Origin of the sequence: Streptomyces sp. IBSNAI002, assembly GCF_052244475.1 — a bacterium.
GTDB lineage: Bacteria > Actinomycetota > Actinomycetes > Streptomycetales > Streptomycetaceae > Streptomyces.
Genome location: NZ_JBQPXG010000002.1, coordinates 4,306,429 through 4,333,131, shown reverse-complemented (window position 1 = coordinate 4,333,131; position 26,703 = coordinate 4,306,429). Strand labels below are relative to the sequence as shown.

Below are 26,703 nucleotides of genomic sequence, written 5' to 3'. Positions count from 1 at the left end.
GCCGGCCGGTGACCACCCTCAGTCCGCCTCCGGCAGCCGTCCGACCGGCAGCCTGAGGGTGGTCACCGCACCCCCGTCGGGGGCGTTGGAGAAGGCCAGCCCGACCTCCAGCACGGCCGCCTGGCCGACCACGATCGTCAGCCCCAGCCCGTGGCCCCGACCGCGCCCGGGGTCCCCGGTGCGGAACCGCTTCGGGCCGTGCTCGATCAGCTCGGGCGGATAGCCGGGGCCGTGGTCGCGCACCACCACCACCGGGCCGTCCACGGTCACCTCGACCGGCGGCCGGCCGTGCTTGTGGGAGTTGACCAGCAGGTTGGCCAGGATCCGGTCCAGGCGGCGCCGGTCGGTGAGCACCACCGTGTCCCGCAGGACCCGTACGGTCGCCTCCCGCCCGCTCCCGGTGACCGCCCGCCGCACCGCCCGGCCCAGCTCCACCCGCGCCAGTTCGGCGCGTTCGACGCCCGAGTCGAGCCGGGAGATCTCCAGCAGGTCCTCGGTGAGCAGGTGCAGGGCCCTGAGCCGGTCGTTGATCATCTCCTTGGGGCGGCCCTCCGGCAGCAGCGCCGCCGCGGCCAGCGAGCCCGTGAGCGGGGTGCGCAGTTCGTGTGCGACGTCGGCGGTGAACCGCTTCTCCGCCTCCAGCCGGTCCTGGAGCGAACCGGCCATCGAGTCGAGGGCCTGCGCCACGTCCCGTACCTCGTCCCGGTAGCGCGCCGGACGCGGGGCGTCCCCCTCCCCGCCGTCGTCCCCGTCGCCCTCGGCGGGGAAGCCCACCCGCGCGTCCAGGTCGCCGGAGCTGATCCGGCGGGCCACGGCGGCCGTGGTCGCCAGCCGCCGGCTGATCCGGTCGGCGAGGAAGAGGCCGGCCAGCGCGACCACCCCGGCGGCGAGGGCGGCGGAGGCGAGGATCGCGGTGTCGATGTGCCGCAGCCGGTCGCGGGTGTTGCCGTACGGGACCCAGATCGCGAGGGCGTGCTCGTCGGCGGGGCCGGCCGCCCACATCACGGGCTCGTCCCCGCGCCGGCCGACCATGCTGCCGGTGTCCCCGCGCGCGACCAGTGCGCGCAGCGGGTCCGGCAGGCCGGGCGGGTCCAGGGCGACGTCCACGTCCCCGTGGGAGGTGCCGTACTCGTAGTGGCCGAGGGCGTGGTCGAGGTCCGCCTCCGCCTTCGCGCGGACCTCCCCGACCATCTGGCGGGCGACCACGTTGTGCACCAGGACCCCGAGGGCGGCGGCGACCATGCAGCACACGGCCGTGGTGGTCAGGGCGATCTTCCAGCGCAGGCTGCTCAGCGCGCGCATCGCGGCCCGTCCCCGCTCAGCGGGAGGTCCCTCAGGGCCGGGCAGTCGTCGAGGGTCAGCTGCGCGAGGTTCATGACCCCGGCCTTGGGGTCCCACTCGTAGTCGGAGACCGCCACGTACTTCGGGTTCGAGGTGGGCTCGCGCACCGCCAGGTGCTCGGCGGCGACCTCCACGCCCTCCAGTACCGCCCGCCGGGCCAGCACCCGGGCGATGGAGCCGTCGTCCTGGACGGTGTAGACGCGCAGTTCGCTGAGCCGGCCGTCGATGTCCAGGGCGGTGATCAGCTCCTCCTGGCCGTTGCCCGTCAGGTCGTGCAGCACGCCGGGGCGCACCGGGCAGTCGGGGCCGCCGCCCGGGGCGTCGGTGCAGAGCGCGAGCCGCTGCACGGCCCGGGGGTCGACGAGGCGGCCGGTCCCGCCGTCCTGCGCGGTGGCGGAGGTGATGTCGGCGCGTAGGACGTCCAGGGCGTCCGCGCCCCGCATGCCCTTCGCGGACGCCCTGGGCAGCCCGGGCACGACGGCGGCCGTGCCCGGTTTCTGGCCGGGGTCGGGCGGGGTGGGGCGCAGGTCCTTCCAGAGGCTCTTCGGGGCGTGCACGGTGCCGAGGTCGCCCTGGCTCCTCAGCCCCTCGGCGTCGGCGCACCCGGCCAGGGCCGCCAGGGCGGCGGCGAGGACCATCACGGCCGGGGCGCGGTGCATGTACCGATGCTCTCCCGGCGCGGCCCCGGGGGCCCGGGCACGGGTCCATCCGGGCGATCCGGGCGATCGGGCGACTGGGGCGGCCGGGGCTCTCGGCCGGACCGCGGCGGGACGTCAGGGCCGGGCGAGGGCGCGGGCCGCGGCGACCTCCTGGCGGACCGCGGCCAGGACGCTCGACTCCTCGCCCGCGGGCTCCGTCCCGGTCCGTACCGGGGTGGTGCTGCGCACCCGTTCGGCCAGTTCGCGCAGCTGGCGGGCGAGGGTTTCGACCTCGTCCGCCGAGGGCGGCGCGGCCCCGTGGTTGACGCGGACGCGGGCGGCGGTGGTCGCGTCCACGATGCGTTCGACGGCCACCACGAGCGGCCACCAGGCGGCGGCCCGGGGCCCCGTGGGCGGCGGCTCGGTCAGGGCCCGCTGGAACTCGCTGCGCACGCCCGACAGGTCCCGGTAGATCCGCCGCCTGGCCTGGACGCGGATCGTGCGCGCCTCGGCGAGCGCGGCCTCGTCCGGGACCGGGGCGAAGGCCCGTTCGAGGTAGCGGGCGGCGTCGTAGACGGTGTCGGCGAGCCGGTCCCCGATCCGGGCGTGCCAGCTCTCGGGCCACAGCAGGTAGCCCGCGACGAGGGCGATGGCGCAGCCGATCAGACTGTCCAGCAGGCGCGGCCGGATCAGGTCGAAGCCCTGGTGGTTGAGCTGGTCCGAGAGCAGCAGGATCACCGGGGTGATCGCGGCGGTCTGGAAGGCGTACCCCTTGGCCGAGAAGGCGGGGATCAGTGCGGCGAGCACCACCATCACCGGTACGTCCCACCAGCCGCGCGGCACCTCGGCCAGCACCGCCGCGGCCACCACCAGCCCGGCCGCGGTGCCCAGCGCGCGCAGCACGGCCCGCGAGAACACCGAGCCGAAGTCGGGCTTGAGGACGAAGGTGACGGTCAGCGCGACCCAGTACGAGCGCTCGACCTCGACCAGCGAGACGAGCGACTGGGCGAGCCCGATGCACAGCGCGAGCCGCAGCCCGTACCGCCAGGAGGCACCCGAGAACATCACGTCGCGCACCGTGCGCCGGACCCGGACCCCCAGGGCGGCGGGCCGGCCGAGCCGGTCGTCGCCGCTGTGCAGGTCCGGTTCGGCGAGGTGGACGACGTCCGCGGCGTGCCGCAGGGCCGAGTCGACGGCCCGTTCGGCCGGGGTGTGCGGTGGGGGCAGGGCGAGTGCGGGGGTTCCGGTGCGGCCCTCCTCGACGGCGTCGGCCAGGTCCCGTACGGCCGCCGGGACCTCGGGCGGCAGCGGGCGGCCGCGCAGGTGCGCGGCGGGGGCGGCCTCCACGAGCGGGATCACCACGTTGAGCTGGGCCAGCATCCGCACCAGCGAGGGGCTGCGCCCGTGCACCCGGGCCCGCCGGCCCAGGACCAGGTCGTAGGCCTGGTTCAGGGCCTGGGTGACCTGGCGGCGGCGCTCGTCGTAGACGGCGGCGGGACCGCCGGCCGACTCGAGGGAGTCCGCGAGCGCCCGGTAGGTGGCGGCGACGGCCGTGCGCTCGGGGAGGCGGCCGCGCAGCGGCCAGCCCAGCAGGCTGAGCAGGAGCACGAACAGTCCGCCGGCGGTCAGCAGCAGGGGGGCCGTCCACCAGGGCCGCGGGAGCGGCAGTCCGGCGCCGATCACGGCGTTGAGCAGGAGCAGCAGCCCGGAGACGGAGGCGACCGTGCCGATCGAGGAGATCATTCCGGAGATCAGGGCGACGAGGGTGAGGGCGCCGACGGCGAGCCAGCCGTGTCCGAAGACCAGGGTGCCCAGGGTGACGCCCACGGCGCCGAAGAGCTGCGGCACGGCGATGTTGAGGACGCGCATCCGGTAGGCGTCGGCGGTGTCGCCGATGACCCCGGACAGGGCGCCCATGGAGACGAGCGCACCGTACTCGGGCTCGTTGAGGGCGAATCCGACGGCGAGCGGGACGGACAGCGCGATCGCCGCGCGCGCCGCGGCGGCCCACGGGATCGGTGCGGAGCTCGGCCGCAGTCCGCCCAGCAGCCAGGCGGGCGGGGCCAGTGGATGGGGCCGGCCTCGCCCGGCCGCTATGTGTTCGGTGCGTTCGGTGCTCATTCCGCTTCCGTGCCGCCGCTCGAGAATCGGTTCTTCTGGGCTCTTCTGCGTGGTTCTGCGTACGTTGGGTACCTTCCGAGCTTATGGGGTGCGGCGTAGCCGGCCCGTCACCCAGGCGCCCAGCGCGGCGGCGAGCCCGACCGCCAGCACCACCCAGGCGGTGGTGCGCAGGAACGCGGTGAGCGCGTCGTACACCGCGCCGGCGGCCTGCCGGTCGATGTCGGCCGGCAGGTCGTCCAGGGTGAGCCGGCGGCAGAGGTCCACGGCGATCCACAGCAGGGCGGCCCCGACCGCGAGTCCCAGCCCGGTGGCGATCACGGCCCGCCGGCGGCGCACGGCGACGGCGATGGCCGCCGCGGCCAGCACCACGGTCAGCACGGGGAGCCAGACGCCCGCGATCTGGAGCATGCGGAAGCCCTTCCGGAGCGCGCCGAGGTTGTCGTACTCCATGACCTTGACGGATACGTGGGTCACCGGGATGCGGTCGGCGAACGGCACGCCGTCGTCGACGAGTTCCCCCTTGACCTGGGCGATGACGGGCGCCAGGTCGATGGTGACGGCGTCGCCGTGGCCGGTGGTGAGTGCTTCGAGGAAGGCGGCGTGGGCGGCCCGGTTGGCCGCGTCCCAGGCGGTCCGGTAGGCCTCGGTGCCGGCGAAGGAGCGCAGGGCCTCGCCGAGCAGGGCGTCGACCCCGCTCTGGAAGGGGCCCGCGTCGATCTCCCCGGCGAGGGCGCGGGTGGCCTGGGTGACGACGACGCCCTGGACGGCGGGGTCCTCGGCGAGCGGGGACATGGCGGCGGTGTAGCGGTCGGCGTTGCCCAGATCGCGGTCGGCCCAGTACGCGACGGCGCTCGCGGGCACCAGCAGGGCCACGAGCGCGATCAGTACCGCCGACAGGATGGTGCGCACGTCACCAGGGAATGCCGCGGCGGTACCGGGCGCGAGCGGTGTTGCTGCGGGCGGGTGGCGCGGCACCCGCGGAGATCCTGGATATTTAATATCCAGATTATGAGGATGAGCGAGGGCGTCGAGTGGGCGCTGCACAGCTGCGTCAACCTGGCGTGGAGCGGGCCGGACCGGGCCGTCCCGGCGGCCCGCCTGGCCGCGTGGCACGACCTGCCCGCGGCCTACCTGAACAAGCAGCTCCAGGCGCTGGCCCGGGCGGGCATCGTCACCTCCGCCCCCGGCCCCCGGGGCGGCTTCCGGCTGGCCCGTCCGCTCGCGGAGATCTCGCTCATGGACGTGGTCGCCGCCGTCGAGGGTCCCGAGGAGGCCTTCCGGTGCACGGAGATCCGGCAGCAGGGTCCCGGCGGGGCCGGCCGGGGCGCGGACGGGGGGCCTGACCGGACCGGGCACCGAGCGGCGGCCGATGCCCCCGCCTGCGCCATCGCGCACGCCATGGGCCGGGCCGAACTGGCCTGGCGCACGGCCCTGGCGGCCCAGGACCTCGACGAGGTCCGTCGGCAGGCCGAACGGCAGGCCCCCGGGGCCCCCGAGCGGCTCCGCGCCTGGCTCGCCGCCCCGTAGTCACACCGCACGTACGGAAACGGAAACGGAACCAGGGAGCTCGGCATGACGCGCAGCATCATCAACCCGGCAGGACTCCACACCCCGACCGCCTACGGCTACAGCCACATCGTCTCCGCCCCCGGCGAGCAGGTCTTCATAGCCGGCCAGTACGGCTCCGACGGGAACGGGCACGTGGTGTCCGGGGAGTTCGCCGACCAGGTCGCGCAGGCCTTCGCCAACCTCCGCACGGCACTGGCCGCCGCCGGACTCGGCCCCGCCGACGTGGTCCGCGTCGGCACGTACATCGTCGGCCACGACGAGGAGAAGCTGGCCGTCCTCCTCGAGGAACTGCACGCCACCTGGGGCACCGAACTGCCCGCGCAGACCCTGATCGGAGTGGCCGCACTGGCCCTGCCCGGCATGCTCTTCGAGATCGACGCGGTGGCGGTGCGCCCCGCCTGACCCGTCCGCACGCCCCTCCGCCCGGCCCGTCCGCCGGTTGATCCACTTGCCGGTCGGGGGCGGCGGGTGTGCCCTGGATGATGGGAGAGAGGAGCCCGTCATGGCACATGTGGCACCCACCGCCTCCCGGCGGCACGACTACCGTCCGACCGCGACGGCCACTGACCACACCGCCAGGAACGCCCTCACGCGGGCCCTGCTCGCCGGACTCGTCTACGGGGTCTGGGCGGCCTTCATCAAGCGCCAGATGGGCCCCGTGGACGCGGGCAACGTCTTCTACGGCATCCTGTGCGGGGCGATCTTCGCCGGCATCATGTTCGCGCTGAACCGGGTCGGGCCCCGGCTGCAGCGCGAGCTCCACGCCGCCGCCTACGGAGTCTTCCTGGGCGTCGCGGCGGGCTACCTGCACAGCCTGACCAACTCCAGCGTCCTCAGGGCGACCGTCATCGGTCTGTTCGTCGGCATCGGCGTCGGGGTCACCGCCTTCTACCGGTACTACACGCGCGAGGACTGAGTCCCACGGGTTCCGCCGGCCACGCCATCGAGACAGCCGGCCTCGTCAAGGTGTTCGGGGAGACCCGGGCCGTCGACGGTGTCGACCTCACCGTGCCCGCCGGAACCGTCTACGGGGTCCTCGGCCCCAACGGGGCGGGCAAGACCACCGTGGTGAAGATGCTGGCCACCCTGCTGCGCCCGGACGGCGGGGAGGCCCGCGTCTTCGGCAAGGACGTCACCCGCGAAGCGGACGCCGTGCGCGGCCGGGTCAGCCTCACCGGCCAGTACGCCTCGGTCGACGAGGACCTGACCGGCACCGAGAACCTGGTGCTGCTCGCGCGGCTGCTCGGGCATTCCCGGCCCGCCTCCCGGGAGCGCGCCGCCCAGCTCCTGGAGGCCTTCGGGCTCTCGGCCGCGGCCGGCCGCCAGGTCAAGCAGTACTCCGGCGGCATGCGGCGGCGCATCGACATCGCCGCCTCCATCCTCAACACCCCCGACCTGCTCTTCCTCGACGAGCCGACCACCGGCCTCGACCCGCGCAGCCGCAACCAGGTCTGGGAGATCGTGCGCGCCGTCGTCGCGCAGGGCACCACCGTGCTGCTCACCACCCAGTACCTCGACGAGGCCGACCACCTGGCCTCCCGGATCGCCGTCATCGACCACGGCAAGGTGATCGCCGAGGGCACGAAGGGCGAGCTGAAGGCCTCCGTGGGTGCGGGCAGCGTGCACGTCCGGGTGCGGGACCCGGCCCAGCGGGCCGAAGCCGTGCGCCTGCTGGCCGCCGTACTCGACGAGTCCGTCACGCCCGATCCGGATCCCGTCGCGCTGACCGCCCGCGTCGACGACGCCCGCTCCGCCGCGGCCGCCCTGGCGGAGCTGGCCCGGGCCGGGATCGTGGTCGACACCTTCGCCCTCGGCCAGCCCAGCCTCGACGAGGTCTTCCTCGCACTCACCGACGACAAGGGGGCGACGACGTGAGCGTCCCCGCCACCGACGAGCCGGCCACGACGACCGGTACGGCCGCTCACGACGCGGAGTTCGCTGCCCCGCACGCCGACCAGCTCGCCGCACTGCTGGTCTCCGGCCGGCGCCCGCCGCGCCCGAGCGCGCTCTCGACCTCGCTGACCTTCGGCTGGCGGGCGGTCCTGAAGATCAAGCACGTCCCCGAGCAGCTCTTCGACGTCACCGCCTTCCCGATCATGATGGTGCTGATGTACACGTACCTCTTCGGCGGTGCGCTGGCCGGCTCCCCGGGGACGTACATCCAGACCCTGCTGCCCGGCATCCTCGTCATGTCGATCGTGATGATCACGATGTACACGGGCGTCTCCGTCAACACCGACATCGAGAAGGGCGTCTTCGACCGCTTCCGCACGCTGCCCATCTGGCGGCCGTCGACGATGGTCGGCTACCTGCTCGGCGACATGCTGCGCTACGCGATCGCGTCGGCCGTGATGCTGGCCGTGGGCCTGCTCCTGGGCTTCCGCCCGGCGGGCGGGGTCATGGGGGTGCTGGCCGGGGTGGCGCTGCTGATCGTCTTCTCGTTCGCCTTCTCATGGGTGTGGACGATGTTCGGGCTGCTGCTCCGCAGCGAGAAGTCCGTCATGGGCGTGAGCATGATGGTGCTGTTCCCGCTCACGTTCCTCAGCAACATCTTCGTGGACCCGAGCACGATGCCGGGCTGGCTGCAGGCCTTCGTCAACAACAGCCCGGTGACCCACCTCACCACCGCCGTGCGCGGTCTGATGGCGGGCCGGTGGCCCGCCGCCGAGATCGCCTGGTCACTGGGGTGGGCGGGACTTCTGGTCCTGGTCTTCGGGCCCGTCACGATGCGGCTCTACAACCGCAAGTAGCCGTCCTTTCGGCCGGGTCCGGCCGGTACCTCTGCCCGAGGCGGCCGGGGGGCCGCCCGGCGCAGACTGGTCGTGGCGCCGGTTCCCGTGCCCGTGGTCGAACCTCACATGACCACTCTCCGTTGCCGAGGGCGTGGGAACCGGCGCCCCTCCATTTCTACGCGGCGGAGTCCGCGGCGGCCGTCTGCTGGGGTTCGCTCTCGGGCTCGGGCGCCGAGCCCGCGGTCTTCTGGGACACGGCCGGGTCGGCACTCTGGCGCACCGGCGGCGTGAACCGGGTGACTTCGGCACGGAGCATGGCGTTCAGGGCGGCGTACGCGTCGATGGGCATGGCGGAACCTCACGGTGCTCAGGGGGGTGTGGGGGGACTGCGCTGCTCCGGAGCCTCGGCCGGCTCAGCAGCGCAGGACCACACTCCGCACCGTCCGCGCGGACAGCGGCGGCCCGGCCGTCCGCCACACGGGCGCGGCCACGGGCCGGTCCTCGGCATGTTTCACGTGAAACACCGGCAGCGGAGTCCGCCGTACACCGGGTGTCCCGCGCTGAGCCGACCGTACGGCGGCCCGCGCCTCGGGTTCGGCGGCCGGATCGGACTGGCCCTCGGTGGGCTCGGCGGGGGCGGAGGAGGAGGGCCGGGACTCGGCGACCGTCGCCGCGGCCGGACCGGCACCGAACACGCACAGCAGCACGACACAGGCCGCCGTCAGGGCCTTGGTCAGGGCCCCGATCAGCGCCGCGCGCACGTGCTGCCTCCCGCTCATGCGAGGGGTGTGCCCCGACACGCCGGGCGACTCCCGTCCCGGTTGCCAGAAGCGCCCGACCGGCCGAACGAAGAGCGCCCCGTCGGCTGACAGCGGCCAGGTCGGCGGCCAGGTCGGCGGCCAGGTCGGCGGCCTGTCAGCGGCCCCGGCGCTGTCCCGTCAGCCGGGCCAGTACGGCGGTTTCGCCACCCACCAGCCGCAGTTGGGGCCGTCCGGACCGGCCCTCGTGTCCGCCGGACGCACCGGGGGAGAGCCGGATGACCGTGAACACGGCCGTCCGGCCGTCGTCCCGGGCGATCTCGACGGTCCGGCCCCGCTGGAGCCCGGCGAGGTCCAGCCCCGGACCGCTGATCACGGCGGTACCGGCCGACCCGGGCGCCGGACCGCCGCCCTGCCACGAGGCCCCGTCCCGCCGGTCCCGCCCGGCATGCCCGTCCTGCCCGCTCCGGCCGGCCCCCTCGGCCGCGTCGGGCCCTCCCGGCGTCCCCGGCACCCGGAACACCGGCACGTCGATGCCCAGGCTCGGCACCCGCAGCCGCAGCGGCCGCGCCGCCCGCAGGGGCACCGTGACCGGCCGCAGCGGTCCCGCCGCCGTCCTCGGCGACCGCACGCCGTGCCCGGGAACGTGCGCACCGGGCAGCTCCCGCTGCCGGGCCAGGCGCCGGTGGTCGGACAGCCCCAGCGCCCGCGAGGGCAGGGCGTCGTCGGTGGCCGAGACCGAGGGGTCGGCGCCCTCGGTGCGCTGCAGCACACCGATGCCGGTGGCCAGCAGAACCACCGTCAGTGCGGCGACGACCGACTTGGCGCGGGGCATGCGGGTCCCTCCGGTCCGGCTCGGGCGGCCGGGTCATGTGAGCAGTGGATACCTCCTCTGCCCTCCGGCACCCGGTGAAACACGGGAGGCTGACGGAACGTCACGGGCGTGTCGCCTCCGGGGAACCGGCGTTTTCCCAGCTGGCGGCGGGTCCGGCCCGATCGCCCCGGGCAGGGGACGCCCTACACCCGAACGGGTGATTCAGGTCGTCACCAGCGTCGCCGTCGCCGCGCCCATCAGGACCGCGGCGAGGTGGACCGCCGGGTGGCCGTAGTCCCCGCACCACAGGTGGCGGGCCAGGCCGCCGAGTGCGGCCAGGGAAGCGATCACACCGAGCTGGCCGAAGAGCGTGACGGCGGTGAAAGGGGCCAGGAGCAGCAGGAAGGAGTTCAGCCAGAAGGGGGCTGCGCCCGTCCAGCCCCGCCATTCCCTGATCGCCGTCGGCATGGAACTACAGGCCCCCTCGCCCATTCGTGGTCAACTCGTCGGCTGCACAGCCTCCTTGGGTGCGGCGATCGGCACAAGGGTCTGTTTCGGCTACCGAACCGGAACCGCGGCTGGAACTCGCCCACCCAGCGGAACGGCCCGGACCCCGCAGCGGGGTCCGGGCCGAACGGAGCGGCAAACGGAAGGCGTCAGGCGACGATCCAGTCGGAGGTCGCGATCACCGGCTGGACGCCGTCGCGGTGGATGGTGCCCTCGATGAGGCCGTACATCCGGTCCGCCGCGAAGTAGACCTCGTTGTCGTTCTTGAGGCCGAAGGGCTCCAGGTCGACGAGGAAGTGGTGCTTGTTGGGGAGGTTGAGGCGCACCTCGTTGACCTTGGGGCAGTTGTCGAGCACGCGCTCGGCCATCTGGTTCAGGGTCTGCTGCAGCGAGTACGAGTAGGTCTCCGCGAAGGCTTCCAGCATGTTCTTGCGGACCTTCTTGTACGCCTGGTCCCAGTCGTGGGAGGCGTCGTCGGCGGCCAGTGCCGAGTGTGCCCAGCGCGCGGTGACCTTGGTCGCCAGGATGCGGTCGTACGCCTCCTGGAGCGTCGTGTACTTGTCCTTGATGAAGCCGTGGAACTCGGAGTTCGTCGAGTTCATCACCGTCAGGTCCTTCAGACCCGAGATGACCTGGAGGCCCGTCGTCTCGCTGTAGGTGATCTGCGCGGTGCGCACCTCCTGGCCCTTGCGGACGAAGGAGTGCTGCTCCTTGCGCGTCGGGACCGGGATGCGGTCCCACACGTATTCCTCGATGCGGATCTGGGCCTCGCGGATCGGCTGCTGCGAGGAGACGAAGTGCTTGGCGAGCAGGATGCCGAAGGCCTCGGGGGACTCGATGCCGTGTTCCTTGCCGAAGGCGTACACCGTGTTCTTGGTGGTGTCGGTCGGCAGGCAGTTGGCGTTGTCGCCGGTCAGGTGGACGTCGCGGAACTCGCCGCGGAGCGCGACCGACACGTTGAGGTCGCGGATCTCGTGCCACGAGCCGTCGCCGCCCTTGCGGGTCACCTTGACGATGCGGTTCTCGGCCTTGCCGTACTGGTTCTGCGCGAGGACGTGCTTGCTCATGCTGTCTTCCTTCGGATTCGGGAACACGGAGTCCGGTCGTCTGGATCCCGTACGCCCGGCGTCCAGCGGCGCCTGAAGACGTCCCGCTCCCCGCCGTTCGGCCCCGCAGGACCGCCCCGGGACTGACGTGCATCCCGGTCCGTAGGTGCTTGTTCGTACGCACGGATTGCAGCATGTGTACGGCGCGTTAACCACCGTACGGATCATCCGAACACCAGCACCCACGATTTGGGCGACCCCACAGATCCGCAGGTCAGAGCATGTGAGCATCCGCGACCGAGAGGGCCTCGCCGAGGATTTCCAGCCCCTTCGCGACGTCCTGCGCCGAGATGTTGCAGGGCGGCGCGACGTGGATGCGGTTGCCGGCGACGAGCGGCCACAGGCCGCCCTTCTTGCAGGCGGCGCCGAAGGCGGCCATCGGGGCGTTGTCCGCCCCGGAGGCGTTGTACGGCACGAGCGGTTCGCGCGTGGCGGCGTCCCGGACGAGCTCCAGGGCCCAGAAGGTGCCCAGGCCCCTGACCTCACCGACCGAGGGGTGCCGCTCGGCGAGCGCGCGCAGTCCGGGGCCGAGCAGCTCGGCGCCGGTGCGGGCGGACCGCTCGACGATGCCCTCCTCCTCCATGACGTTGATCGTCGCGACGGCGGCGGCGCAGGCCAGCACGTGCCCCGAGTACGTCAGCCCGCCCGGGTAGGGCCGGCGGGCGAAGGTCTCGGCGATGGCGGGCGAGATGGCGACCCCGCCGAGCGGCAGGTATCCGCTGGTCACGCCCTTGGCGAAGCAGAGCAGGTCGGGGACGACGTCCCAGTGCTCGGCGGCGAACCACCGGCCGGTGCGCCCGAAGCCGACCATGATCTCGTCGAGGATGAAGACGATGCCGTAGCGGTCGCAGAGCGCGCGCACGCCGGGCAGGTAGCCGGCGGGGGGCACGAGGACGCCAGGGGCCCCGCCGACGGTCTCCAGGATGATCGCGGCGATGGACTGCGGGCCCTCGAACACGATGGTGTCCTCGAGGTGGCGCAGGGCCCGCTCGCACTCCTCGGCCTCGGTGGCCGCGTAGAACGGCGAGCGGTAGGCGAAGGGGCCCCAGAAGTGCACGACGCCGGCGGTCGCGGTGTCGTTGCCGAAGCGGCGGGCGTCGCCGGTCAGGTTGATCGCGGTGGACGTGGCCCCGTGGTACGAGCGGTACGCGGACAGCACCTTGGGACGCCCGGTGTGCAGCCGGGCCATGCGGACGGCGTTCTCGACGGCCTCGGCCCCGGCGTTCGTGAAGAAGATCTTGTCGAGGTCGCCCGGGGTGCGCTCGGCGATCAGCCGCGCCGCCTCGGAGCGGACGTCCACGGCGAAGCCGGGTGCGACGGTGCACAGCCGCGCGGCCTGCTCCTGAACGGCCGCGGTGACCTTCGGGTGCTGGTAGCCGATGTTGGTGTAGACGAGGGCGCTGGAGAAGTCGAGGTAGCGGTTGCCCTCGTAGTCCCAGAAGTACGAACCCTCGGCCCCGGCGACGGCGAGCGGGTCGATGAGCTCCTGTGCCGACCATGAGTGGAAGACGTGCTTCCGGTCGGCGTCCTTCACAGCGTCCCTCGCGGCGGCGGGGTCGTGGGCTTCTGCGTTCATGAAACGAGAGTAGTTGTCCACGATGTGGAATAGGCGGCCGTCCGCGCTTCGGGACGGCCCGCGCCGATGCCGGAAGAGGCCGGTGCGGCCCGCCCTAGGATTGGCAGCCCCGGGTAGGGGTACATGCGGCGCGGAGAGGCGCGGAGACGGGAGGCCCTGTGGCCGAGCAGACGCGGAGGCTCGTTCTCGGCGGCGCCACGACCGGTGTCGTGGGCCGGTGCCGGGACTTCACCCGCAAGGCGCTGGCCGACTGGCAGTGGCCCGGGGAGGCGGAGTCCGTGGAGGACGTGCTGCTCCTGGTCTCCGAAGTGGTCACCAACGCCTGTCTGCACGCGGGCGGCCCCCGGGAGCTGGTCCTGCGGCACACCCCCGAACGGCTGCGCGTGGAGGTCAGCGACGACAGCCCCGAGGTCCCGAGGCGGCGGCCGCCCGGCGACCGCGCACTGCCGGGGGGACACGGGCTGATCGTGCTGGAGCGGCTCGCGCGCGGCTGGGGCGCGGTGCCCGCGCCGGACGGGCGCCCGGGCAAGACGGTCTGGCTGGAGGTCCCGGTCCGCGGAGGCCCCCGCGACGTGCGCTAGGGTCAGACACCCCCTAGCGCCGTGACCCGGTGAACCGTCCCGGTCACAGCACGAGGCCGTCTTCGTGGTCCGGGCCGTCGGTGAGCAGCCCGGTGCGCAGGCGCTCCAGGGTGCGGGTCAGCAGGCGGGACACGTGCATCTGGGACAGGCCCAGCCGGTCGCCGATCTCGGACTGCGTCAGCTCCTGCCCGAACCGCAGGGAGAGCAGCATCCGCTCGCGCTCCGGCAGACAGGCCAGGATCGGCTTGAGCGACTCCAGGCAGTCGATCCGTTCGTACGCCGGCTCCTCCTCGCCGAGGGAGGGCCGGTCGGCGCCCGATTCGCGCTCGCCCTCCTCCTGGGCGGGTGCGTCCAGGGAGCGCGCGGAGTACGCGCAGGCGGCCTTGCGGCCCTCCACCAGCTCCTCGGGCGTCACGTGCAGCCGCTCCGCGAGCTCGGAGTCCGTGGGCTCGCGGCCCAGTGCCTGTTCCATCGCGTCGTGCGCCTTGGCCGCGTCGATCCGCAGCTCCTGGAGCCTGCGCGGCACCTTCACCGCCCAGCTGGTGTCCCGGAAGAACCGCTTGATCTCCCCGGTGATCGTCGGCATGGCGAACGAGGTGAACTCCACCCCGCGCTCCGGGTCGAACCGGTTGATGGCCTTGATCAGGCCGATCGTGCCGACCTGGACGATGTCCTCCATCGGCTCGCTGCGGCCGCGGAAGCGCCGGGCCGCGTACTTCACCAGGCTGAGGTTCAGCTCGACCAGGGTGTTGCGGACGTAGCTGAACTCCGCGCTGCCCTCCTCCAGCTCGGCCAGCCTCCGGAACAGGGCCACGGACAGGGATCTGGCCTCGTGGGTCGCGACGTCGGTGAGTTCTGTGTGGTGCATGGCGCTGCGCTCCTCCGACGGGCGGGCCCCGCTGGATCCGGGGGACGCGCCGTCGTGGTGTCCCGAGCTCTCTCGTGCCGACTCACTGTCTCCAGGGATATACCCGCCCGGAACGGTACGTACCCCACCCGGATGTCCGCCGCGGCCCCGTATCAGCGATCTGTCAGCGGCTCTCAGCGCCGCCGAGGGCCCCTCTCAGCGGTCTCTCCGCGCGCTGTCAGGCCCCCCGGCCAAGGTGACGCCATCACCACCGCAGCGCACCCGAAACGAGGGGACACCATGCACCGGATCCCGACCCGCGAGACCCGGCCGGCGGCCATCACCGCCACCGGGCTCCGCAAGTCCTACGGGGACAAGACCGTCCTCGACGGCATCGACCTGCACGTCCCGGCGGGCACGGTCTTCTCGCTGCTCGGCCCGAACGGCGCCGGCAAGACCACCACCGTCCAGATCCTCTCCACCCTCGTCTCCGCCGACGCCGGCCAGGTGCGCGTCGCCGGGCACGACCTGGCCGCGGCCCCCGGCTCCGTGCGCTCCGCCATCGGCGTCACCGGCCAGTTCTCGGCCGTCGACAAGCTGCTCACCGCCGAGGAGAACCTCCGCCTGATGGCGGACCTGCGCCACCTCGGCAAGCGGGCCGGCCGGCGCCGCGCCACCGAGCTGCTGGAGGCCTTCGACCTGGCCGACGTGGCCGGGAAGGTCGCGATGACCTTCTCCGGAGGGATGCTGCGCCGCCTCGACCTGGCGATGACCCTGATGGGCGGCCCGCAGATCATCTTCCTCGACGAGCCGACCACCGGACTCGACCCGCGCAGCCGCCGCGCGATGTGGCAGATCATCCGCGACCTCGTCGCCGGCGGGGTCACCATCTTCCTGACCACCCAGTACCTGGAGGAGGCCGACCAGCTCGCCGACCGCATCGCCGTCCTGGACGGCGGCAAGCTGGTCGCCGAGGGCACCGCGCACGAGCTGAAGCGGCTGGTCCCGGGCGGGCACATCCGGCTGGAGTTCACCGACCCGGCCGGCTTCGAGCGGGCCGCCCGCACCCTCGGCGAGGTCACCCGCGACGAGGAGGCCCTCACGCTCCGCGTTCCCAGCGACGGCGGCGTGCGCTCGCTGCGCTCCCTGCTCGACCGGCTCGACGCCCGGGCGATCGAGGTCGGCGGCCTCACCGTGCACACCCCCGACCTCGACGACGTCTTCCTCGCCCTGACCGGGCAGACCATCCCGACCCAGGACAAGGAGTCCGTGCGATGACCACCACCGCCCCCCTCACCGGCCCCGCCCCCGCCCCCGCGAAGCACCTGTTCCGCGACTGCGGCACCATGCTGCGCCGTCAGCTGGTGCACGCCCTGCGCTACCCCGGCCTCTCCCTCGGCACCATCGCCGTACCGATCGTCTTCCTGCTGCTCTTCGTGTACGTCCTGGGCCGGCCCCTCGCCGCGGGCATCGGCACGGGCACCGACTACATCAACTACCTGGCCCCCGGAATCCTCCTGATGACGGTCACCGCCGCCTCCATGACCACCGCGGTCTCCGTCTCCACCGACCTGACCGAAGGCATCGTCGCCCGCTTCCGCACCATGGCGATCTCCCGCTCCTCGATCCTCGTCGGACACGTGCTCGGCAGCATCATCCAGACCATGATCAGCGTCGGCCTCGTCATCGGGCTGGCCCTGCTGATGGGCTTCCGCCCGAACGCCGGCCCCACCGGCTGGCTCGCCGCACTCGGCCTCATCGCCCTGCTCGCCATCGCGGTGACCTGGCTGTCCGTCGCCCTCGGTACGCTCAGCAAGTCCCCCGAAGGCGCCAGCAACATCGTCATGCCGCTGGCCTTCCTGCCCTTCATCGGCAGCGCCTTCGTCCCCACCGACTCCATGCCCGCCGTCGTCCGCGCCTTCGCCGAGCACCAGCCCTTCACCCCGGTCATCGAGACCATCCGGGCCCTGCTCATGGACACCCCGGTCGGCAGCGAGGGCATCGCCGCCGTCGCCTGGTGCACCGGGATCGCCGTGGCCGCCTGCCTCTGGGCGAACAGGCTGTTCAACCGCCCAGCGTGACCCGCGCCAGCTCCCGTACGTCCTCCATGGCCACCGCGCTCCCGTGACGCGCCGCCTCGGCGAAGTACTCCTCGTACTTCTCCCCGAGCGCGGCGCGCGCCGCGTTCTCCACCCGGTCCGCGTCCGGGCGCGAACGGTCCGGCCCGCCCCGCACCGCCAGGGCCGTCGCCAGCAGCCGCGCGGCCTCCTCCGGCCGGCCCGCCCGCGCCGCCTGGTCCGCCACGCCGACCAGCACCTGGGCAACGGTCGGGGCGTGCAGGGAAGCGACCGCCAGCTCCAGGGCCTCGGCCCGGTGCGCTCCCGCCGCCTCCAACTCGCCGTCGGCCGAGTCCAGATGGCCGAGGGTGTCGAGCAGCAGCGCATGGAACACCTGGTGGACGGCGACCGCCCGGACCTCCTCCCGGGCCCGCGCCACCTCGGCGCGCGCCTGCGCCGGGTCCCCGCTCCAGCGCGCCAGATCCGCCCGGCCGTGCGCGGTGGCGGCCAGCGCCTCCGGCCAGCCCGCGGCCCGGGCGTCCCGCTCGGCCCGCGCCATGGCCGCGGCGGCCGCCGCCGGATCCCCGGCCAGCCAGTACAACTGGGCCTGCTTGACCCGCGCGTGCAGCTGGTCCTGTACGGCCCCCATCTCGCCGATCACGGCGATGGCCTCGGCGTAGTGGCCCAGCGCCGCCGCGAAGTCGCCGCGCTGGGCGACCAGTTCGGCCAGCACCGTCAGCGCGAACGAGATCCCCCAGCGCTCCCCGAGCCCCCGGAAACCGGCCAGCGCCTCCTCGATCTCCGCTTCGGCCACGGCCGGCGGGCCGCCCGCCGAGAGCCGGGTGCGCGCGCCGCCCAGCAGGGCCTGCGCCCGCACCCACGGGTCCTCGTCGGCCAGCAGCGCCGACCAGGCGTCCAGCGGCGGGCCGCTCGCGCCGTCGGCGCGCAGCAGCCGGTCCAGCGGTTCCATGAACCGCACCACCGGGTGCCGGGTGTCCCTCCGTTCGGCGAGCAGCAGTCCCCGGGCCAGCAGCTCCGCGGTCTGCCGGTCGTCCCCGAGCCCGGAGGTCGCGAACAGCACGGCCAGCGCGCAGGCCAGCGCGCGGCTCTCCTCGTCCCGGGGCGACTCGGCCTCCCCGGCGGGCAGCGGCAACGCCAGGGCCCGCGCGGACAGTTCGCCGCCCTCCGCCTTGCGGCCGCTGAGCCACCAGTACCACCCGGCCGCCGCGACCAGCCGTACGGCCTCCCGGGCCTCGCCCGCCGCGATCGCTCCGCGCAGCGCCGCGTTGAGGTTGTCGTGCTCCTCGCCGAGCCGGGCGAGCCACTCCAGCTGCTCGGCCCGCCGCAGGTACGGGTCCGCCGTCGACGCCAGCCGGGTGAAGTACGCGGCGTGCGCCCGGCGGAGCCGCTCCTCCTCCCCGGCCTGCGCGAGCCGCTCCAGGCCGTAGGCGCGGATCGTCTCGAGCATCCGGTAGCGCCCGTCGCCCGCCGTCACCAGCAGCGACTTGTCGGTGAGCGAGGTGAGCAGGTCCAGTACCCCGTACGCCTCCACCGGTCCGCCCGCGCACACCCCCTCGGCCGCCTCCACCGTGGCGCCGCCCGGGAAGGCCGCCAGCCGGCGCAGCAGCGCCCGCTCCGGCTCGGTGAGCAGCTCCCAGCTCCAGTCGACCACCGCGCGCAGGGTCTGGTGCTGGCGGGGGGCCGTCCGTGCGCCGCCGGTCAGCAGCCGGAACCGGTCGTCGAGCCGGGCGGCCAGCTGCTCGGCGCTCATCGTGCGCAGCCGGGCCGCGGCCAGCTCGATGGCGAGCGGCATCCCGTCCAGCGCCCGGCAGATGCGGATCACCTCGGAGGCCGTCTGCTCCGTGACCGCGAAGTCCGAACGGGCCGCCGCGGCACGGTCGTTCAGCAGCCGGACGGCCGCGTACGACATGGCCTGCGCGGCGTCGGCGCCCTGCGGCGGCAGGGCCAGCGGGCGCACCGGCCACAGGGCCTCGCCGGTGAGGCCGAGCGGTTCGCGGCTGGTCGCCAGGACGTGCAGTCCGGGGCATTCGCCGAGCAGCCGGTCGGCCATCGCGGCGGCCGCCCCGATCAGGTGCTCGCAGTTGTCCAGGACCAGCAGGGCGGTTCGCGTGCGCAGCGCCGAGGCGAGGCGGTCCAGCGGATCGCCCGCGGCCGTCGTGTGTTCCCGCAGGCCCAGCGCGGTCAGGACGGCCTGCGGTACGTCTGCCTCCGCGCTCAGCGGTGCCAGCTCCACCAGCCAGACGCCGTCGGGGAACCGGCCGAGCTGCGGACGGGCGCTCTGCACGGCCAGCCGGGTCTTTCCGGCGCCGCCCGGCCCGGTGAGGGTGGTCAGCCGGAAGCGGCCGATCAGGTCCGCCACCCCGGCGAGGTCCTCGTCCCGGCCCACGAAACTGGCCAGCGGGGCCCGCAGGTTGGTCGGCGGCGCATCGGCCTCCGGTGCGGCGGATGCGGCAGCGGGGGCAGCGGCAGGGGCGGGCCCGGGTATCGGCGCGGCCGGCTCGCCGCGCAGGACGGCGGTGTGCAGCGCCGACAGCTCCGGTGACGGGTCGGTGCCGAGCTCCTCGGCGAGCACCTCGCGGGCCCTGCCGTAGGCGGCGAGCGCCCCGCAGGTCGGCCTCGATGCGGTCCTCCAGCGCCGCCATGCGCAGCTCGCCGAGCCGGGCCACCGGCGCCCGGAAGAACTCGGACGCGGCCACGTCCAGCAGCGCGGGCCCGCGCCACAGCCCGAGCGCCCGGCGCAGCAGCGCCGAGGCCTCGCCCGGGTCGGTGGCCAGGGCTTCGCGGCCGGCCGCGGCCAGCCGCTCGAACCGCACCACGTCCACCTCGTCCGGATCGAGGAGGAGGCGGTAGCCGGCCGGATGCGAGGCGACGTCCACGCCTGGCAGGGCCCGGCGCAGCCGGGACACCAGCGCCTGCAGGGCGTTCGAGGCGCCCATCGGCGGATCGTCCTCCCAGATCCCGTCGATGAGCAGCTCGGAGGCCACCACCCGGCCCGGTTCCAGTGCCAGCAGGATGAGCAGGGTCCGCAACCGCGCCCCGCCGACCCCGACGCCGCCCCCGTCTTCGCCCCGTACCTCCAGGGCCCCCAGCATCGAAATGCGCATGACGTCATTCTGCGGGAGGCCCGTGGGGCGGGTGGGCGGGCGGGCGGGCGGTTGCGGTGGGGGCAGGGTGCAGTGGGTGCAGTGGGTGCAGTGGGGCGGCGGGAGTTACTTGTCCGAGTAGCTGAAGTCTCCGACGGTCCAGGCGCTGACGTCCTTGAGCGCGATCCGGTACATCCCTCCGGTCTCGGGGATGCCCAGGGTGCCCTGGAGGATGCGTGCCACGTGGAAGTGCAGGTGAGAGGGGGTACCGGCGTCGGGCGGGGTGCGGCCTGCGGGGCTGGTTCCTCTGAACACCCCGGCGAACGGGGCCAGTTGGTCGGAGTCCTGGAGGACTTCGGCGACGCGCTGGCGCCAGACGCTCTCGGGGGCGAGGCGGCCGGTGATGACGGCGCCGTGGACCACGACGGTCAGGGACATCTGATTGGTTTGCTCCGACTCGACCATGGCGGCGAGATCGATGAGCAGGTCGTCAGGGGTCGACATGGGCGGGACTCTAGCAAGCGCGGACGCCGTGGAAGACGACAAAGCCGGGGCCCGCACCGTGAGGTGCGGGCCCCGGCCCGACTGTGCGTGCCGACGTCAGGCGGGAACGATGTTCTCGGCCTGCGGGCCCTTCTGGCCCTGCGTGACGTCGAAGGTGACCTTCTGGCCTTCCTGGAGCTCACGGAAGCCGGAGGCGGCGATGTTCGAGTAGTGCGCGAAGACGTCGGCGCCGCCGCCCTCCTGCTCGATGAAGCCGAAGCCCTTTTCCGCGTTGAACCACTTAACGGTGCCGGATGCCATCTGAATTCTCCTTTGGGGCAGTGCCCGGAATCGCACTGTGCGAATACCGGTCGTCGCTGTGATGATTGCCCCGCCGGAAAGAATACCGGTAATAAGAAGTATTTTGGGAACCACAACTGCAACTGACGTCACCGTAACACAGAAAGGTGCTGTGAGCAGGGCGACTTCCCCTTCCGGGTCGGCCTAAACGAATTTCTTCCCGGGAAATTCATATAATTAATTTTCTGGGCGGTGGCGCATGCCGTCACCCGCCCAGCGGAACGCGCCGTGCGGCGCCTTCCCCCGAACGGTCCGGATGTGGATGCGGAATGTGATCATTCATGCCTAATTTGGCGGGGTGCGGTCAGGCCCCCCGGGCCTGCACGACCGCTCCCGTCTCCCTGAGGAAGGCCCCGCCCATGAAGCGATTCCCGGTGATCGGCGTGCTCTGCGTCGGCGCGGCGTTCGGTCTCGCCGCGTGTTCCGACGACAGCTCGCCGTCCGAGGAGGCCACCAAGGCCGCGGCCGAGGTCTGCAGCGGCCTGACCGAGCTCAGGGCGGACAACGCCAAGCTCAAGGCCCTGGACCCCGCGGTCGCGACCAAGGACCAGGTCAAGGACGCCTACCAGGCCGTGCGCGAGGACTGGGACGGGGTGAAGGACAACCTCGGCAAGCTGAAGGACGCGGAGCGCTCCGCCCTGCAGTCGGCCTCCGACGACCTCAAGAAGGCCTACGAGGACCTGCCCGGCGACACGACCGGCAAGGACGCGCTCACCAAGCTCCAGCCGCAGATCCAGAAGCTGGAGGAGACCTCCGCGGCCGCCGCGACCGGTCTCCAGTGCTGACGAACTGACGGCGGGCGGGCGCCCGGCGGCCCGGCGCCCGCTACGCGGCCACCGGGCGCCCGGCGGGCAGCAGTTCGGTGACGACGAAGGCCACCACGGCCGCCAGGATCACCACGGGCATCATCGCGGTACTCCCGAGCACCAGGACCACCAGCACCACGCTGCTCACCGGCAGGCGCAGGGTCGCGACGGTGGCCGCCGCCATCCCGGCCGCCATCGCGGGGACGAAGCCCAGGCCCGGCAGGGGCGCGAGGAGCACGCCCGCGGCGGCTCCGAGGAAGAGCGAAGGGAACACCGGGCCGCCGCGCAGGCTGCCGAGGCACAGCGCGTAGGCGGCGCCCTTGAAGGCCAGGACGGCGACCAGCGCCCCGATGCCCCAGGCCTGCGGGTCGGCGGCGAGCGGGGCGAGGGCGGCCTCGCCGGAGGAGGCCACCTCGGCGGGAGACCGCCCGGTGGCCAGCGCGTACGCGGCGGCGCAGGCCGCGGCGCCCAGGGCGAACGGCACGGTCCGTACGAGGGGCCGCACCCGCACGTACGCGGCGACCGCCCGGGCCCCGGCCCGCACCGGGTACATCGCGACGGCCACGACCACCGCGACGGCCAGCGACCACAGCACGTCCGCCAGGTCCAGGCGGGGGAGCGGCGCGGACAGCTTCAGGGACAGTTCGCCGGTCCCCAGCCCGGTCCAGCGCCCCAGGCCCGTGAACACCAGGGACCCGACCCCGCTGGACAGCAGGGCGGGCAGCATCACCGCGAAGAGCTGCGGCCCGCCCACCCCCGCCACCTCGATCAGCAGCACCGCGGCGACCACCGGATTGCCGAAGATCGCCGAGATGGCCGCCGCCGCTCCGGCCGCGCCCAGCAGCGCGGTGTTCTGCGGGGTCGCCGGGGCCTGTGCCAGGTCCCGGAAGAGCAGGGCCAGCCCGCCGCCCAGCGCGATGAGCGGAGCCTCCGGACCCAGGACGGCGCCGAGCGGCAGACTGGCCGCGGCGGCGAGCAGGACTCCGGGCAGCGCGGCCGGTGAGGAGCCCCCCACCTGCATTCCGGCGGCGGGCACGTGGCCGCCGGCGCCGGGCAGGTGCGTGACGATCAGGCCGACGAGCACGCCCGCGACGAGCAGCAGGGGGAACGGCCACCACCAGGGCGGAGCGTCCTGGCCCAGCGCCTGCGGCAGATCGGCCCACAGCAGGTGCTCGAGCCGGCGGAGCCCGACGAGGAACCAGAAGGCGGCGAGGGACACCGGTACGCCGATGAGCGCGCAGAAGACGAGCAGCTTCGGGTAGCCGGGGCTGCGGAGCAGATGCCGCAGGACGTCCGGTTCCGGCGGCACGGCCCCGGCCCCGCCGCCGCTCCCGGGGTCACCGGTGTTCCCGGCCCCGCTGGAGCGAGACTCCGTCATGGGTCACTCCCTTCCGCCGTCCCCCGCCTGCGCACCCCGATCCGTACCGCCCCGAAGAGCACTTTGGCGATCACTCCCACCACGACCAGATCGGCGACCATCTGCACGGTGGTCAGCGCGCGGCTGAGTTCGCTGGTGGGCACGATGTCCCCGAACCCGACGGTGGCGAACACCGTGACGGAGAAGTAGAGGGAGTCGGTCCGGTTCAGCGGTTCCGAGAAGGACTCCGGCACCTGCGCGGAGAGCAGGAAGTACGTGACGGAGAACAGCACCAGGAACAGCGGCACGGCGGTGGCGAGCGCCTCCACGGCCCGCAGCCGCGGATACTCCGCGCGGGTGATGGCCCGGGCCTGCCAGACGACGAGCCACCCGAACAGTCCCAGCCCGGCCACGAGCGTGACGACGGTGAGGGTCCCGAACCCGCGGTCCAGGGGGGCCAGGTAGAACAGCGCGGTGATCAGGACCACCCAGGTCACGGACCGGAACGTGTGACCGGCCAGGACGCGTCGGCGGCGCTGGGCTGCGTTGCCTTCCATGGCTTCAGGAGAACGGGCCGCGGCCCGTTCCGCGACCGGAGCGGACTCGGAATGCGGGGGCGTCGTATACGAGGTATGTGAAGTATGTGAGGTATGCCAGGCGAGAGGTATTCCTCCGCGTTTCGTGGAAGGGTGGTGACCGCCGTCGGTGGATCGTCCCCGTGAGGAGCTCACCGTGCCGGAACCGGAGGAGGCCAGTCCCCGCCGGATCGTCCTGCCCGCCAGGCTGCGCGGCTGGATGGAACGTCACACCCCCCTGCTGGGACGGCTCCTCGAGCAGCTCGGCGCCGTCAACGTGCTGGACTGCGCCACCAGACTGGCCGCCCAGGCCTTCCTCGGCGCGGTGCCCGCCCTCTTCGTCATCGGCGCCCTCGCGCCCGACTGGCTCCAGGAACAGCTGGTCTCCTCGGTCCGCACGACCCTCGGACTTCAGGACGCCGCGCTGGACCAGGTGCGGGCCGTGTACTCCGCCACCGACTCCACGGCCACCGCGAGCACCGGTGTGGTGGGGCTCGTGGTGACCCTGCTGTCGGCGACCGCGTGCAGCCGCGCCCTCCAGTCGATGTGCGAGCGGTCCTGGCACCTGCCCAAGGCCAAGGCCCGCCTCGCGGCCTGGCGGTGGCTGGTCTGGCTCCTGGTCTGGCTCACCGCCCTGCTGTTCCAGGGGCCGGTGCAGAACGCCTTCGGCACCGGATTCGCCGCCGGCTTCGTCCTCGCGGTGATCAGCGGCACGCTGCTGTGGTGGTGGACCCAGCACCTGCTGCTCGGCGGCCGGATCCCGTGGCTTCCGCTGCTGCCGGGTGCGCTGCTGGCCGGGGTGGGGGAGCAGGTGCTGTCCGTGGCGTCGAGGGTCTACATGCCCCTCGCCGTGGAGCGGAGCCTGCGCCAGTTCGGCAGTCTCGGCTCCGTCTTCGTCCTGCTGTCCTGGCTGATCGTGCTGTTCGTCGTCATCACGGTCGCGGTCGCCGTCGGGTACGTGATCGCCCGCGAGCCCGTGCCGGCCCGCTGGCTGCGCACTCCGCTCAACTCCCTCCGGGAGTCCCGTTCCGGCGGCCCGCCCGGTCACCCGCCGGGCCACCTTCCCGGCCACCTTCCCGGCCGCTGACCCCGCCGCCGCCCCCGCCGCCGACCCGGCCGTCCGCGGCCAGCAGCGCCAGCACGGCGAGCACCGCCAGCAGGATCGTCGCCAGCAGCAGCACCGCCGGCACGGTCGGGTGGTTCCACAGCGCGAACCCGAGCGCGACCAGCAGCACCGCCCCCACCGTCAGCGGGCGGCGCCGCGCCTCCACCCACGCCCCGGCCCGTCCCGTGCCGACGCCGTGCGCGGCGGCCCAGTGCGCGGCGGAATCGGCCGTCCGGTCGGCGCCGCCGCGCAGGCCGCGCGGCAGCCGGCCGCCGCCGGACAGGTAGGCGCCGAGCGCCACGACCACCCCGAGGACCAGCGTGGTCCGCAGGCTGACCCGCAGGAACCGCACCAGCGTGTCGAAGACCGCCGCTGCCGCCGCCGGGGACTGGACCTGGGGCGGAAGGTGGTCGAGGTAGTAACGGCGGGCGACGGCCAGGCCGATGCCGACCAGGAGGCAGGCGGCGGCCCCGCACAGCGCCGTGGTCACCAGGGCCCGCCGGCGGCGCCGGGCGAGCAGGACTCCGGCCGCTGCGAGGAGGACGGTGAGCACGGGCAGCCAGTTGCCGAGGACGTCGAGCAGGCGGACCGCGCCCCTGACCTTCCCCAGCTCGTCGGACCGGAACAGCACCATCTGCTTGTCGACCTCGGGGATCCGCTCGGCCGGTGCGAGCCCTGCCTGCACGAGCTCCTCCTTGACGGTCTCCACCGCGCTGCCGACGTCGAGGGTGACGGTCCCGCCGTCGATCCCGACGGCGCCGCGGCCCCGGCCCGTCAGCGCGTGCACCACGGCGGTGTGGGCGGCGCGATTGGCCCGCGTCCACAGCGCCTCGAACCGGTCGCTCTCCACGAATCGGGTCGCCACCTTGGAAACGGCCTGGTCGGCGGCCGCGTCCAGGCCCGGGCCGAGCGCCTTGACCGCCGTGCCCACGCGCGGCGGCAGCCCCTGGGCCTCGAGCCACCGCGCCAGGTCCGCCGTGACCCGGGTGCCGTCCACCCGGACGTCCGCTGCCTCGCCGATGCGGCGGACGGCGGCCTCCTCGACCGCCGGGTCCGAGGCCAGCGGGGCGACCGTGGCCACGTACCGGTCGTTGTCCAGCACGATGTCGTGCACCCAGACGGTGAGCAGCGAGACCGGTACGAGCAGACAGGTCAGGGTGATCAGGACGGCCGAGAAGGCACTCATGGCGACCCGTCCGGCTCGCTGGCTCATGGCACTCCCGGGGACGCGCGCTGCGAGAACCGCTTCCCGCCCATTGGACACGCACCGCCCGGGGAGCGGCGTGTTCGGTTGAGCCCACCGTGTCCCACACGTGGTGGACGGGTGATCCCTGCCCGCGCGGCGGAGGCGTCGACATGCGGGCCGCCCGCCTGGCCCGGAGGATGGGCGCCATCCCGTCCGCCTCCGCAGTCAGGAGCTGTTTCCCATGCTGGAGCGCAAGCTGCGCAAGGACCGTACCGAGGTCACCTTCGTCCTTCCGGCGGACACCCCGCCCGGGCCGGTGAGCGTGGTCGGCGACTTCAACGACTGGCAGCCCGGCGCGCACACGCTGAAGCCGCGCAAGGACGGGAAGCGGGCCGTCACGGTCGAGCTGCCGTCCGAGAGTGCGCACTCCTTCCGCTATCTGGCCGCCGGTGACTACTGGTTCAATGACGACAGCGCCGGCGACCGGGACGGCCCCAACAGCCGCCTGCACACGTGAGGCATCCATGACAGCGGGTACGGTCCGGCGGCTCGTCGTCCTGCGGCACGCCAAGTCCGCCTGGCCGCCGGACGTGCCCGACGCCGAGCGCCCGCTCGGCCCGCGCGGTCTGCGCGACGCCCCGGCCGCGGGCCGCTGGCTGCGCGAGGCGGACCGGGTACCCGACCGCGTCGTGTGCTCGCCCGCCCGCCGCACCCGTCGGACCTGGGAGCTCGCCGCGGCCGAAGCCGGGCTCGGTGCGCCGGTGGAGTACGAGGAGCGCGCCTACGGGGCGAGCGCCGGGGAACTGCTGGACCTCGTACGGGAGACCCCCGCGCGGGTGCGGACGCTGCTGCTCGTCGGGCACAACCCCGGCTCCCAGGAGCTGGTGCTGCTGCTCGCCGGCGAGGGGGACGCGGCCGCGCTGGAGCAGGCCCGTACGAAGTTCCCGACCTCCGCGATCGCGGTGCTGGACCTGGCCGGTCCCTGGTCGTCACTGGCACCGGGCACCGCCAGGCTGTCCGGCCTGGCCGTGCCCCGGGGCGTCAAGTCCTGACGCGGGGGCGGACGGTGGGCCCGGCCGC

General features: G+C 73.6%; 28 protein-coding genes and 1 pseudogene. 12 read left to right on the top strand and 17 right to left on the bottom strand.

Annotated features, from left to right (window positions below; translation table 11 throughout):
* Nucleotides 1–18 precede the first annotated feature (18 nt).
* From ACTVZO_RS20920 to ACTVZO_RS20905, 4 genes are all read right to left on the bottom strand, one after another.
* Entirely contained in the window at nt 19–1,302 is a 1,284-nt protein-coding gene (locus ACTVZO_RS20920) for a sensor histidine kinase (protein ID WP_443299838.1), read from the bottom strand.
* Entirely contained in the window at nt 1,290–2,000 is a 711-nt protein-coding gene (locus ACTVZO_RS20915) for a hypothetical protein (RefSeq protein WP_443299837.1), read from the bottom strand. Before ACTVZO_RS20915 ends, ACTVZO_RS20920 begins: the two co-directional genes overlap by 13 nt.
* 114 nt (nt 2,001–2,114) lie before the next feature.
* Nucleotides 2,115–4,100 carry an FUSC family protein gene (locus ACTVZO_RS20910; protein ID WP_443299836.1) on the bottom strand — a complete coding sequence of 662 codons (1,986 nt, stop codon included), beginning with the start codon at nt 4,098–4,100 and terminating at the stop codon, nt 2,115–2,117.
* Between the two features lie 81 nt (nt 4,101–4,181).
* The gene (locus ACTVZO_RS20905) at nt 4,182–5,009 is read right to left on the bottom strand and encodes a hypothetical protein (RefSeq protein ID WP_443299835.1); all 828 of its coding nucleotides are present in this window, start codon (nt 5,007–5,009) and stop codon (nt 4,182–4,184) included.
* A gap of 105 nt (nt 5,010–5,114) precedes the next feature.
* Between ACTVZO_RS20905 and ACTVZO_RS20900 the strand changes: the two genes are divergently transcribed.
* The 5 genes from ACTVZO_RS20900 to ACTVZO_RS20880 all read left to right on the top strand — a co-directional run bounded on the left by ACTVZO_RS20900 (nt 5,115) and on the right by ACTVZO_RS20880 (nt 8,419).
* Nucleotides 5,115–5,627 (top strand): RrF2 family transcriptional regulator, encoded by a 513-nt coding sequence (locus ACTVZO_RS20900; protein WP_443299834.1) that lies wholly within the window; start codon nt 5,115–5,117, stop codon nt 5,625–5,627.
* 45 nt (nt 5,628–5,672) lie between these two features.
* Nucleotides 5,673–6,071 (top strand): RidA family protein, encoded by a 399-nt coding sequence (locus ACTVZO_RS20895; protein ID WP_443299833.1) that lies wholly within the window; start codon nt 5,673–5,675, stop codon nt 6,069–6,071.
* A 100-nt stretch (nt 6,072–6,171) separates the two neighbouring features.
* Nucleotides 6,172–6,585, top strand: coding sequence for a hypothetical protein (locus ACTVZO_RS20890; protein WP_443299832.1), 414 nt, complete (start codon nt 6,172–6,174; stop codon nt 6,583–6,585).
* On the top strand, nt 6,582–7,544 hold the full coding sequence (locus ACTVZO_RS20885) for an ATP-binding cassette domain-containing protein (protein ID WP_443303233.1): 963 nt from the start codon (nt 6,582–6,584) through the stop codon (nt 7,542–7,544). Before ACTVZO_RS20890 ends, ACTVZO_RS20885 begins: the two co-directional genes overlap by 4 nt.
* Nucleotides 7,541–8,419, top strand: coding sequence for an ABC transporter permease (locus ACTVZO_RS20880; protein ID WP_443299831.1), 879 nt, complete (start codon nt 7,541–7,543; stop codon nt 8,417–8,419). Before ACTVZO_RS20885 ends, ACTVZO_RS20880 begins: the two co-directional genes overlap by 4 nt.
* Nucleotides 8,420–8,576: 157 nt before the next feature.
* Here the strand turns inward: ACTVZO_RS20880 and ACTVZO_RS20875 are convergent, their stop codons facing one another.
* The 6 genes from ACTVZO_RS20875 to ACTVZO_RS20850 all read right to left on the bottom strand — a co-directional run bounded on the left by ACTVZO_RS20875 (nt 8,577) and on the right by ACTVZO_RS20850 (nt 13,162).
* Complete coding sequence (locus ACTVZO_RS20875) at nt 8,577–8,750, bottom strand: hypothetical protein (protein ID WP_443299830.1); 174 nt, start codon at nt 8,748–8,750, stop codon at nt 8,577–8,579.
* 64 nt (nt 8,751–8,814) lie between these two features.
* Nucleotides 8,815–9,180, bottom strand: coding sequence for a hypothetical protein (locus tag ACTVZO_RS20870; protein ID WP_443299829.1), 366 nt, complete (start codon nt 9,178–9,180; stop codon nt 8,815–8,817).
* Nucleotides 9,181–9,316: 136 nt separating this feature from the next.
* Nucleotides 9,317–9,994, bottom strand: a complete 678-nt coding sequence (locus tag ACTVZO_RS20865) for a hypothetical protein (RefSeq protein WP_443299828.1) — start codon at nt 9,992–9,994, stop codon at nt 9,317–9,319.
* Between the two features lie 201 nt (nt 9,995–10,195).
* A complete protein-coding gene (locus ACTVZO_RS20860) occupies nt 10,196–10,441 on the bottom strand; it encodes a hypothetical protein (RefSeq protein WP_443299827.1) in 246 nt (81 codons plus the stop codon).
* Between the two features lie 188 nt (nt 10,442–10,629).
* Complete coding sequence (gene pucL, locus ACTVZO_RS20855) at nt 10,630–11,547, bottom strand: factor-independent urate hydroxylase (RefSeq protein ID WP_443299826.1); 918 nt, start codon at nt 11,545–11,547, stop codon at nt 10,630–10,632.
* A gap of 253 nt (nt 11,548–11,800) precedes the next feature.
* Nucleotides 11,801–13,162, bottom strand: a complete 1,362-nt coding sequence (locus tag ACTVZO_RS20850) for an aspartate aminotransferase family protein (RefSeq protein ID WP_443299825.1) — start codon at nt 13,160–13,162, stop codon at nt 11,801–11,803.
* A gap of 158 nt (nt 13,163–13,320) precedes the next feature.
* On the opposite strand from ACTVZO_RS20850, the gene ACTVZO_RS20845 reads away from it, so the two are divergent.
* Nucleotides 13,321–13,743, top strand: coding sequence for an ATP-binding protein (locus ACTVZO_RS20845; RefSeq protein WP_443299824.1), 423 nt, complete (start codon nt 13,321–13,323; stop codon nt 13,741–13,743).
* A gap of 43 nt (nt 13,744–13,786) precedes the next feature.
* On the opposite strand, the gene ACTVZO_RS20840 is transcribed toward ACTVZO_RS20845, so the two are convergent.
* A complete protein-coding gene (locus ACTVZO_RS20840) occupies nt 13,787–14,611 on the bottom strand; it encodes a SigB/SigF/SigG family RNA polymerase sigma factor (protein WP_443299823.1) in 825 nt (274 codons plus the stop codon).
* A gap of 279 nt (nt 14,612–14,890) precedes the next feature.
* Here ACTVZO_RS20840 and ACTVZO_RS20835 point away from each other — a divergent pair, with 279 nt between their 5' ends.
* Both ACTVZO_RS20835 and ACTVZO_RS20830 read left to right on the top strand, forming a co-directional pair.
* Nucleotides 14,891–15,868 (top strand): ATP-binding cassette domain-containing protein, encoded by a 978-nt coding sequence (locus ACTVZO_RS20835; protein WP_443299822.1) that lies wholly within the window; start codon nt 14,891–14,893, stop codon nt 15,866–15,868.
* The gene (locus ACTVZO_RS20830) at nt 15,865–16,671 is read left to right on the top strand and encodes an ABC transporter permease (protein WP_443299821.1); all 807 of its coding nucleotides are present in this window, start codon (nt 15,865–15,867) and stop codon (nt 16,669–16,671) included. Before ACTVZO_RS20835 ends, ACTVZO_RS20830 begins: the two co-directional genes overlap by 4 nt.
* On the opposite strand, the pseudogene ACTVZO_RS20825 reads toward ACTVZO_RS20830, so the two are convergent.
* From ACTVZO_RS20825 to ACTVZO_RS20815, 3 genes and pseudogenes are all read right to left on the bottom strand, one after another.
* A pseudogene (locus tag ACTVZO_RS20825) lies at nt 16,655–19,780 on the bottom strand (BTAD domain-containing putative transcriptional regulator); the annotation flags it as partial. The gene ACTVZO_RS20830 and the pseudogene ACTVZO_RS20825 sit on opposite strands and share 17 nt — an antisense overlap.
* A gap of 97 nt (nt 19,781–19,877) precedes the next feature.
* Nucleotides 19,878–20,255, bottom strand: coding sequence for a hypothetical protein (locus ACTVZO_RS20820; RefSeq protein WP_443299820.1), 378 nt, complete (start codon nt 20,253–20,255; stop codon nt 19,878–19,880).
* 96 nt (nt 20,256–20,351) lie between these two features.
* A complete protein-coding gene (locus ACTVZO_RS20815) occupies nt 20,352–20,555 on the bottom strand; it encodes a cold-shock protein (protein WP_073917174.1) in 204 nt (67 codons plus the stop codon).
* Between the two features lie 398 nt (nt 20,556–20,953).
* On the opposite strand from ACTVZO_RS20815, the gene ACTVZO_RS20810 reads away from it, so the two are divergent.
* A complete protein-coding gene (locus tag ACTVZO_RS20810; protein WP_443299819.1) occupies nt 20,954–21,379 on the top strand; it encodes a hypothetical protein in 426 nt (141 codons plus the stop codon).
* 40 nt (nt 21,380–21,419) lie between these two features.
* Here the strand turns inward: ACTVZO_RS20810 and ACTVZO_RS20805 are convergent, their stop codons facing one another.
* Both ACTVZO_RS20805 and ACTVZO_RS20800 read right to left on the bottom strand, forming a co-directional pair.
* Nucleotides 21,420–22,778: a chloride channel protein gene (locus tag ACTVZO_RS20805; RefSeq protein ID WP_443299818.1), complete on the bottom strand. Its 1,359-nt coding sequence runs from the start codon at nt 22,776–22,778 to the stop codon at nt 21,420–21,422.
* Nucleotides 22,775–23,314, bottom strand: coding sequence for a potassium channel family protein (locus tag ACTVZO_RS20800; protein WP_443299817.1), 540 nt, complete (start codon nt 23,312–23,314; stop codon nt 22,775–22,777). The genes ACTVZO_RS20805 and ACTVZO_RS20800 overlap by 4 nt, the downstream gene beginning before the upstream one ends.
* 175 nt (nt 23,315–23,489) lie before the next feature.
* Between ACTVZO_RS20800 and ACTVZO_RS20795 the strand changes: the two genes are divergently transcribed.
* The gene (locus tag ACTVZO_RS20795; protein ID WP_443299816.1) at nt 23,490–24,419 is read left to right on the top strand and encodes a YhjD/YihY/BrkB family envelope integrity protein; all 930 of its coding nucleotides are present in this window, start codon (nt 23,490–23,492) and stop codon (nt 24,417–24,419) included.
* Here ACTVZO_RS20795 and ACTVZO_RS20790 read toward each other — a convergent pair.
* On the bottom strand, nt 24,337–25,650 hold the full coding sequence (locus tag ACTVZO_RS20790; RefSeq protein ID WP_443299815.1) for a hypothetical protein: 1,314 nt from the start codon (nt 25,648–25,650) through the stop codon (nt 24,337–24,339). The two genes, ACTVZO_RS20795 and ACTVZO_RS20790, sit on opposite strands and share 83 nt — an antisense overlap.
* 214 nt (nt 25,651–25,864) lie before the next feature.
* On the opposite strand from ACTVZO_RS20790, the gene ACTVZO_RS20785 reads away from it, so the two are divergent.
* Both ACTVZO_RS20785 and ACTVZO_RS20780 read left to right on the top strand, forming a co-directional pair.
* The gene (locus ACTVZO_RS20785) at nt 25,865–26,140 is read left to right on the top strand and encodes an isoamylase early set domain-containing protein (protein ID WP_069920970.1); all 276 of its coding nucleotides are present in this window, start codon (nt 25,865–25,867) and stop codon (nt 26,138–26,140) included.
* A gap of 7 nt (nt 26,141–26,147) precedes the next feature.
* The gene (locus ACTVZO_RS20780; protein ID WP_443299814.1) at nt 26,148–26,675 is read left to right on the top strand and encodes a SixA phosphatase family protein; all 528 of its coding nucleotides are present in this window, start codon (nt 26,148–26,150) and stop codon (nt 26,673–26,675) included.
* Nucleotides 26,676–26,703: the final 28 nt, after the last annotated feature.

Coding starts and splice junctions, on each gene's coding strand:
- ACTVZO_RS20780 (WP_443299814.1), top strand. CDS start 26,148: ATGACAGCGGGTACGGTCCGGCGGCTCGTCGTCCTGCGGCACGCCAAG.
- ACTVZO_RS20805 (WP_443299818.1), bottom strand. CDS start 22,778: ATGACGGAGTCTCGCTCCAGCGGGGCCGGGAACACCGGTGACCCCGGG.
- ACTVZO_RS20875 (WP_443299830.1), bottom strand. CDS start 8,750: ATGCCCATCGACGCGTACGCCGCCCTGAACGCCATGCTCCGTGCCGAA.
- ACTVZO_RS20865 (WP_443299828.1), bottom strand. CDS start 9,994: ATGCCCCGCGCCAAGTCGGTCGTCGCCGCACTGACGGTGGTTCTGCTG.
- ACTVZO_RS20820 (WP_443299820.1), bottom strand. CDS start 20,255: ATGTCGACCCCTGACGACCTGCTCATCGATCTCGCCGCCATGGTCGAG.
- pucL (WP_443299826.1), bottom strand. CDS start 11,547: ATGAGCAAGCACGTCCTCGCGCAGAACCAGTACGGCAAGGCCGAGAAC.
- ACTVZO_RS20810 (WP_443299819.1), top strand. CDS start 20,954: ATGAAGCGATTCCCGGTGATCGGCGTGCTCTGCGTCGGCGCGGCGTTC.
- ACTVZO_RS20850 (WP_443299825.1), bottom strand. CDS start 13,162: ATGAACGCAGAAGCCCACGACCCCGCCGCCGCGAGGGACGCTGTGAAG.
- ACTVZO_RS20830 (WP_443299821.1), top strand. CDS start 15,865: ATGACCACCACCGCCCCCCTCACCGGCCCCGCCCCCGCCCCCGCGAAG.
- ACTVZO_RS20860 (WP_443299827.1), bottom strand. CDS start 10,441: ATGCCGACGGCGATCAGGGAATGGCGGGGCTGGACGGGCGCAGCCCCC.
- ACTVZO_RS20910 (WP_443299836.1), bottom strand. CDS start 4,100: ATGAGCACCGAACGCACCGAACACATAGCGGCCGGGCGAGGCCGGCCC.
- ACTVZO_RS20790 (WP_443299815.1), bottom strand. CDS start 25,650: ATGAGCCAGCGAGCCGGACGGGTCGCCATGAGTGCCTTCTCGGCCGTC.
- ACTVZO_RS20835 (WP_443299822.1), top strand. CDS start 14,891: ATGCACCGGATCCCGACCCGCGAGACCCGGCCGGCGGCCATCACCGCC.
- ACTVZO_RS20900 (WP_443299834.1), top strand. CDS start 5,115: ATGAGCGAGGGCGTCGAGTGGGCGCTGCACAGCTGCGTCAACCTGGCG.
- ACTVZO_RS20895 (WP_443299833.1), top strand. CDS start 5,673: ATGACGCGCAGCATCATCAACCCGGCAGGACTCCACACCCCGACCGCC.
- ACTVZO_RS20815 (WP_073917174.1), bottom strand. CDS start 20,555: ATGGCATCCGGCACCGTTAAGTGGTTCAACGCGGAAAAGGGCTTCGGC.
- ACTVZO_RS20915 (WP_443299837.1), bottom strand. CDS start 2,000: ATGCACCGCGCCCCGGCCGTGATGGTCCTCGCCGCCGCCCTGGCGGCC.
- ACTVZO_RS20840 (WP_443299823.1), bottom strand. CDS start 14,611: ATGCACCACACAGAACTCACCGACGTCGCGACCCACGAGGCCAGATCC.
- ACTVZO_RS20785 (WP_069920970.1), top strand. CDS start 25,865: ATGCTGGAGCGCAAGCTGCGCAAGGACCGTACCGAGGTCACCTTCGTC.
- ACTVZO_RS20890 (WP_443299832.1), top strand. CDS start 6,172: ATGGCACATGTGGCACCCACCGCCTCCCGGCGGCACGACTACCGTCCG.
- ACTVZO_RS20870 (WP_443299829.1), bottom strand. CDS start 9,180: ATGAGCGGGAGGCAGCACGTGCGCGCGGCGCTGATCGGGGCCCTGACC.
- ACTVZO_RS20920 (WP_443299838.1), bottom strand. CDS start 1,302: ATGCGCGCGCTGAGCAGCCTGCGCTGGAAGATCGCCCTGACCACCACG.
- ACTVZO_RS20800 (WP_443299817.1), bottom strand. CDS start 23,314: ATGGAAGGCAACGCAGCCCAGCGCCGCCGACGCGTCCTGGCCGGTCAC.